The organism is Actinokineospora xionganensis (assembly GCF_014323725.1).
Lineage (GTDB): Bacteria > Actinomycetota > Actinomycetes > Mycobacteriales > Pseudonocardiaceae > Actinokineospora > Actinokineospora xionganensis.
Map to the genome: position 1 here is coordinate 196,369 of NZ_JABVED010000014.1, position 6,345 is coordinate 202,713.

The 6,345-nt window shown below is 68.7% G+C and carries 6 protein-coding genes; 4 read left to right on the top strand and 2 right to left on the bottom strand.

Features of this window, described 5'->3' with window-relative positions:
• Positions 1-55 precede the first annotated feature (55 nt).
• Both GPZ80_RS23715 and GPZ80_RS23720 read left to right on the top strand, forming a co-directional pair.
• Entirely contained in the window at positions 56-418 is a 363-nt protein-coding gene (locus GPZ80_RS23715; protein ID WP_187223264.1) for a hypothetical protein, read from the top strand.
• 79 nt (positions 419-497) lie between these two features.
• Positions 498-1,205 carry a hypothetical protein gene (locus GPZ80_RS23720; protein WP_187223265.1) on the top strand — a complete coding sequence of 236 codons (708 nt, stop codon included), beginning with the start codon at positions 498-500 and terminating at the stop codon, positions 1,203-1,205.
• A 76-nt stretch (positions 1,206-1,281) separates the two neighbouring features.
• On the opposite strand, the gene GPZ80_RS23725 is transcribed toward GPZ80_RS23720, so the two are convergent.
• Positions 1,282-3,009 (bottom strand): carbohydrate-binding module family 20 domain-containing protein, encoded by a 1,728-nt coding sequence (locus tag GPZ80_RS23725; RefSeq protein ID WP_222719750.1) that lies wholly within the window; start codon positions 3,007-3,009, stop codon positions 1,282-1,284.
• A 219-nt stretch (positions 3,010-3,228) separates the two neighbouring features.
• On the opposite strand from GPZ80_RS23725, the gene GPZ80_RS23730 reads away from it, so the two are divergent.
• Both GPZ80_RS23730 and GPZ80_RS23735 read left to right on the top strand, forming a co-directional pair.
• Positions 3,229-4,848 (top strand): glycoside hydrolase family 13 protein, encoded by a 1,620-nt coding sequence (locus GPZ80_RS23730; protein WP_187223266.1) that lies wholly within the window; start codon positions 3,229-3,231, stop codon positions 4,846-4,848.
• Between the two features lies 1 nt (position 4,849).
• Positions 4,850-5,896, top strand: coding sequence for a LacI family DNA-binding transcriptional regulator (locus GPZ80_RS23735; protein WP_187223267.1), 1,047 nt, complete (start codon positions 4,850-4,852; stop codon positions 5,894-5,896).
• 49 nt (positions 5,897-5,945) lie between these two features.
• Here the strand turns inward: GPZ80_RS23735 and GPZ80_RS23740 are convergent.
• Positions 5,946-6,345, bottom strand: a 400-nt coding sequence (locus GPZ80_RS23740) for a TOBE domain-containing protein (protein WP_187223268.1), incomplete at its 5' end; no start/stop codon positions are given.

Genomic DNA, 6,345 nt, shown 5'->3' on the forward strand with positions numbered 1-6,345 from the left:
TTCCGATCCCGCGGCAACCTTTTCGCGTGCCGCGGAGGTCTTACATGGTCGCTGCGTGCGATTGGGCGATCACCCCGGCGGCTGCCGGGACCGTTTCCGCGCCGTCGTGGACTCGCTCGTCACCTGGATCGAGGAGCATCCCGAGCAGGCCCGGCTCTACTGGTGCGACGCGGTCGCGACCGTCGACCCCCGCTTGCGCCTGCAGGCGCTGCGCGCACGGCAGCGGCTCACGGCGATCGTTCTCGCGCATCTGCCCACCGCGGCGCTGACTGCTCCGCACGAGGTCAACCTCGAGTACGTCTTCGGCCTCATCCGCCAGATCGTCGACGAAGAGTTGCGAGGCACCCCGGTCGACCTCCGCCGACTGGCCGATCGACTCACCCGATTAGCCCCGCTCCTCATCGCCGGTGATCACTGAAAGGACCTTTGACTTCTAGAAACACCCATGTTTCTATTTGTTTTCCCGGGATTTCCCGGGGAAACGAGAGGAGACATCTGTGAAGAGGTCTGCCACATTCGGCATCGCGGGGCTCGTCCTGTTCGCGAGCTTCGCCCTGATCGCCCCGACCGCCACGGCGGCGGGGACCACCATCCACCGGGACACGGCGACGGGCGCGGCCTACTCCGGCAACGTCCAGGGCTCGCTGATCTCGGCGACGGTGAAGTTCGAGAGCTCCGCGGGCAACGCCACCTGCAACCGGTCGTCGCTGACCGGGTCGGTGAACTCCGACGGCTCCGCCGCGAACGCCTCGAACGCCACGTTCAGCGACACCAGCTCGACCAGCGGTTCCTGCCCCAACGACCAGGGCGGGCGCACCACCATCACCCCCACCAACCTGCCGTGGAGCGGGGGAAACGTCACCTACGCGCCGCAGGCGGGCGGCCGTGACGGCACCATCACGCTGAACAACGTCTCAGCCAAAGTCGACTCGTCGAACTCGCTTGGTTTGAGGATCAGCTGCAACTTCGTCGGTTCGGGCGCCAACAACAGCGTCACCGGCTCTGTCCACAACCCGGACAACGCGAACCGCCCGGTGTCCTCGGTCGCACAGGCCCAGGCATCGTTCGCCGCGGTCGGCCTCAGGCTGACCAGTGGCTCCACCAGCTGCCCCAGCACGGCCACCCTCACCGGCACCTACAAGCTGCTCGGTGAGAAGCAAGCCGGGTCGGGCACCTACGACCAGACTCTCCACATCACAGGTTAGTCCCCGCCGCGAACGAAGCGGGGGTGTCGGCTGCGTCAGCGGCAGCCGACACCCCCGTCCGCGAGTCTACAAACCGTCAGCGGCGGAACCAGCCGCCGTCGATCGGCGTCGTGCCACTGCCGGGAGTGGTGACGACGCGGTTGTCACCCGTCTCCCAGATGACCGGTTTGCCGTCTTCCCGGATGATGAACTTGTACTCGATCCGTGTGTTGGCGGGCAGCGAACTCGATCCCCGCCAGCGCGGGTAGCTGCTCGAGTCCGTGGTCAGCGGCACCGCGTTCGCCGGATTCCAGCTGCCGAGCGCGGGCACGCTCCCGACGATGTACACGTTCTGCCCCCACGTCGTTTGCGCCTGGACCGTGTAGCTGCCGGTGACCGCGGCGGGCGTGGAACCGTTGGCATGGAAGGCGACCGCACTCTTGGCCGGGACGGTGAGCGTGGCCCGCCCGCCGCTGACCGTCACCCGGGACGCGCAGTTGGTGATCACGTCGCAGTAGGAGCCGTCCGGCAGACCGGTGGTGTACTGCCAGGTGTGCGCGCCGCCGCTGTTGTTGATCGCGACGAAACCAACGCTCCCCCGCCCGAAGCCGATCACGTTGGACGCGGGCGACTGCCAGTTGACGACGTCCGCCGACCCCACCTTGTTGTGCCAGCCGACCATGCCGACGACGGCGGGGTCGCGGTTGAGACAGTGCCAGCCCGATGCGCAGTTCGTGTCGGTGACGAAACCGTTGGAGCTCGGCGGGGACTGGTCGTTGGTGCTGTATTCGAATCCCGAGTAGACGGTAGGCGTGGTGTGCTTCCAGGCGAGCTGGAAGACGTTGGCGAGCTTGGTGATCGCGCCATCCTTATAGGACAGATGGCGTCGTTCGCGTTCGGTGTCGTGGTTGGTGACGAAGGAGACCGAGTTGGCCGCGGGCAGGATGCCCCAGCTCGGGCCGAAGGACGACAGCGTGGCGATGTCGCCTTGGAAGGCACCCTTCATCTTGTCGGCGTAGGTGAAGTCCAGGACCCGGCCGGAGCTGAAGTAGTCGCTCGGCGCGGGCGGTTGGCCAGGGAACACCTCATGGAAGATGAACGGCCGGGCCCCGGAAGTCGTGTTGGCGAGCTGACCCACAATGGCCGAGAGGTCGGTGTTCGGGATGTGCTTGGCGGCGTCGACCCGGAACCCGTCCACGCCGAGGGCGATCTGCGAGTTGAGGTAGCCCGCGATCTTCGAGCGGACCGAGGAACTGCTGGTCTTGAGGTCGGGAAGGTCGAGTAGTTCGCAGTTCTGGACCTCCCAGAGATCGCTCCAGTTGCTGATGGCTCGCGGGCACACGTCGACGTTGTAGTCGACCCGGTCATACATCACCGGGTCGTACTTGTTCGTCAGCGTGGTCCCGTCGTAGCCGACTCCGGTCTGAGCGGCGCTGTGGTTGATCACCGCGTCCGTGTAGACCTTGATGCCCGCCGAGTGGCAGGTATTGATCATCGCGGCGAACTCGGCCTGGGTGCCGAACCGGCTCGCGAGCTTGTAGCTGTAGGGCTGGTAGACGTCCCACCAGACCCCGTCGGGCCGCTTGAGCGACTCGGATGGCGGGGCCACCCACACCGCGCCATACCCCGCCGGGTCCAGCACGTTCGTGCACTCGGCGGCCACCGAGCGCCAGTTCCATGACCACAGGTTGGCGATCACGTCCCCATTGGGTACCCCGGTGTCGGCGGCGGCCGCGGTCGGTGGGCTCACGCCGGTCATCACGATGGTGGAAGACACCGCCACGGCGGCGACGAACAGGGCGGTTCGGAGAGATTTCGGGCGCACTCTGGTTCTCCTGACTATCGGCAGGGATCAGGGAGGGAGCGGTTGCGCAAGTCCTTGCAGAGTAAATTCCAGGTATCCAACAAGTCAACGCCCTGTTCACGTGGTGATGGCGCCTTCGGGAACCAAATGACGGCCAGATGTCTTGCAAACTCTTTCGGCAATCCTGCAAGCGCTGCTAGCGTCGGTGGCACACGACCGGCCACGACAGGGAGAGCCGCCATGACCCGGGACGACAGCCAGCGACCGGACAACCGGCACTGGTGGCGCGACGCCGTCATCTACCAGGTGTATGTCCGCAGCTTCGCCGACAGCGACGGCGACGGGATCGGTGACCTGCCCGGCATCCGCGCCCGCCTGCCCTACCTCGCCGATCTCGGCGTGGACGCGGTGTGGATCACCCCGTTCTACCCGTCGCCGATGGCCGACGGCGGCTACGACGTCGCCGACTACCGCGACGTCGACCCGCTGTTCGGCACGCTTGACGACGCCGCCGGGCTCATCGCCGACGCACACGTGCTCGGCATCAAGGTGATCGTCGACCTGGTGCCCAACCACACCTCTTCCGAGCACGCCTGGTTCCAGGCCGCGCTGGCCGCCGGTCCGGGCTCCCCCGAGCGCAACCGCTACGTCTTCCGCCCCGGCCGCGGCGAGTCCGGCGAGTTGCCGCCCAACGACTGGGAGTCGATCTTCGGCGGCGGCGCCTGGACCCGGGTGCCCGACGGCGACTGGTACCTGCATCTGTTCGACGCCGCGCAGCCGGACCTGAACTGGGACGACCCGCACGTGCACGAGGACTTCCTCGGCATCCTGCGGTTCTGGCTCGACCTCGGGGTCGACGGGTTCCGCATCGACGTGGCGCACGGGATGGTCAAGGAGGACGGGCTGCCCGACGTTGGCGCCACCGAGCAGCGCAAGCTCCTCGACACCCGCCCGCTGCCGTACTTCGACCAGGAGGGCGTGCACGAGATCTACCGCGAGTGGCGCAAGGTCCTCGACACCTACCAGCCCCCGCGCATCGGCGTCGCCGAGGCGTGGACGCCGGGCGCGGGCCGGACCGCGCGCTACGTGCGGCCCGACGAGCTGCACCAGGCGTTCAACTTCCATTACCTGACAGCCGAATGGGAAGCCCACACGCTGCGTGAGGTGATCACCGACTCGCTGGCGGCGATGGAGCCGGTCGACGCGCCGACCACCTGGGTGCTGTCCAACCACGACGTGCACCGGCACGTCACCCGCTACGGCGGCGGCGAGGAAGGCCTGCGCCGGGCCCGGGCGGCGGCCCTGCTGACCCTGGCGCTGCCGGGATCGGTCTACGTCTACCAGGGCGAGGAACTGGGGCTGCCCGAGGTGCTCGACCTGCCCGAGGACGCGCTGTGCGACCCGATGTGGGAGCGGTCGCTGCGCACTGAGCGTGGTCGCGACGGCTGCCGGGTGCCGATCCCGTGGACCACGACGGGCAGCTCGCTCGGCTTCGGCCCGGACGGCTCGACGCCGTGGCTGCCGCAGCCCGCGCACTGGGCGGACATGTCGGTCGAGGCGCAGGTCGGGGCGGCCGACTCGATGCTGGAGCTCTACCGCGAAGCGCTGCGGCTGCGCCGCGGACACCCCGCGCTGGGCGAGCGGCCCGCGCTCGAATGGCACGACGGCGACGACACGATGCTGCGCTTCGCCCGCGTCGACTCGGTCACCGAACGCCGGTTACACTGCGCAATCAACTTCGGTGCCACCCCGGCGAGCGTTCCGGTGGCGGGCACCGTGCTGCTGGCCTCGGGGCGGCTCGGGTCGGACAGCGGCGACGTGCTGCTGCCGCCGGACACCGCGGTGTGGTGGGAGGACTGATATGGCCCAGGCATCGGCCGCGAGTGGGACCGCCCGGCTCAGCGACATCGCCACCCAGGCCGGGGTGAGCGAGGCGACCGTCAGCCGGGTGCTCAACGGGAAGCCGGGCGTGTCCACCACGACCCGGCAGACCGTCCTCGCGGCGCTGGACCTGCTCGGCTACGAACGTCCCGCGCGGCTACAGGAGCGCAGCGCGGGCCTGATCGGGCTGATCACCCCGGAGCTGAGCAACCCGATTTTCCCCGCGTTCGCGCAGGTCATCGAGCAGGTGTTGACCCGCGACGGGTACACGCCGGTGCTGTGCACGCAGAGCCCCGGCGGGTCCACAGAGGACGAACTGACCAACACGCTGGTCGAGCGCGGGGTCAACGGGATCATCTACGTCTCGGGTTTGCACGCGGACTCCACGGCCAACATGGACCGGTACGTCAAGCTCGCCGGGCAGGGCGTGCCGTTCGTGATGATCAACGGCTACACCGAGCACGTCTCGGCCCCGTTCGTCTCCACCGACGACCGCGCGGCCATGCGGCTCGCGGTGCAGCACCTGGTGGCGCAGGGGCACACGCGCATCGGACTGGCCGTGGGGCCGCGCCGGTTCGTGCCGGTGGTGCGCAAGATCCAGGGCTTCGTGGAGCACATGCGCACCGCGCTGCCCATGTCGGCGGAGGAAGCCGAACAGCTCGTGCAGCACTCGCTGTTCACCGTCGAGGGCGGCCAGGCGGCGGCGAACGCGTTGATAGAGAAGGGTTGCACCGCGATCATCTGCGGCAGCGACCTGATGGCCTTCGGCGCGATCCGGGCCGCGCGCCAACGCGGCCTGCAGGTGCCGCGCGACGTCTCGGTGATCGGTTTCGACGACTCGCCGCTGATCGTCTTCTCCGACCCGCCGCTCACCACGCTACGGCAGCCGGTGGAGGCGATGGGCCAGGCGGCGGTCAACGCGCTGCTGGAGGAAGTGACGGGAACCCCGGCGCCGCACGCGGAGTACGTGTTCATGCCGGAACTGGTCGTCCGCGGCTCCACCGCCGCGGCCCCACCCAAGGCGTGAGAAAGCATTGGGGGCCCGCGACTCGGTCGCGGGCCCCCAGTCGCTGTCCTCAGACCAGGCGTTCGCCGGTTTCGGGATGGAACAGGTGCAGTTCCTCAGGGTCACGCACGCTCACGGTGACTTCCTGACCCAGCGAAGGCGGGGTGCGCCCGTCGACCCGGATCACCAGCCGGTCGCCGTTCTCGCCCGCGACGTGGCCGTGCACCAAGGCATCCGCGCCGAGTTCCTCCACCAGGTCGACGACGACGCCGAAGGCGTCGGGCGCGCCGGAGGGCACGACGGTCAGCGACTCGGGGCGCACGCCGACGGTGACCGTGCTCAACTGCTGCTCGCGGATCGCGGCGACGGTGTCACGCGGGAGCGTGATGTCGAGACCCCCCAGGCGGACCGCGTCACCGGCGACGGTTCCGGCGTGCAGGTTCATGGCGGGTGAGCCGATGAAGCCCGCG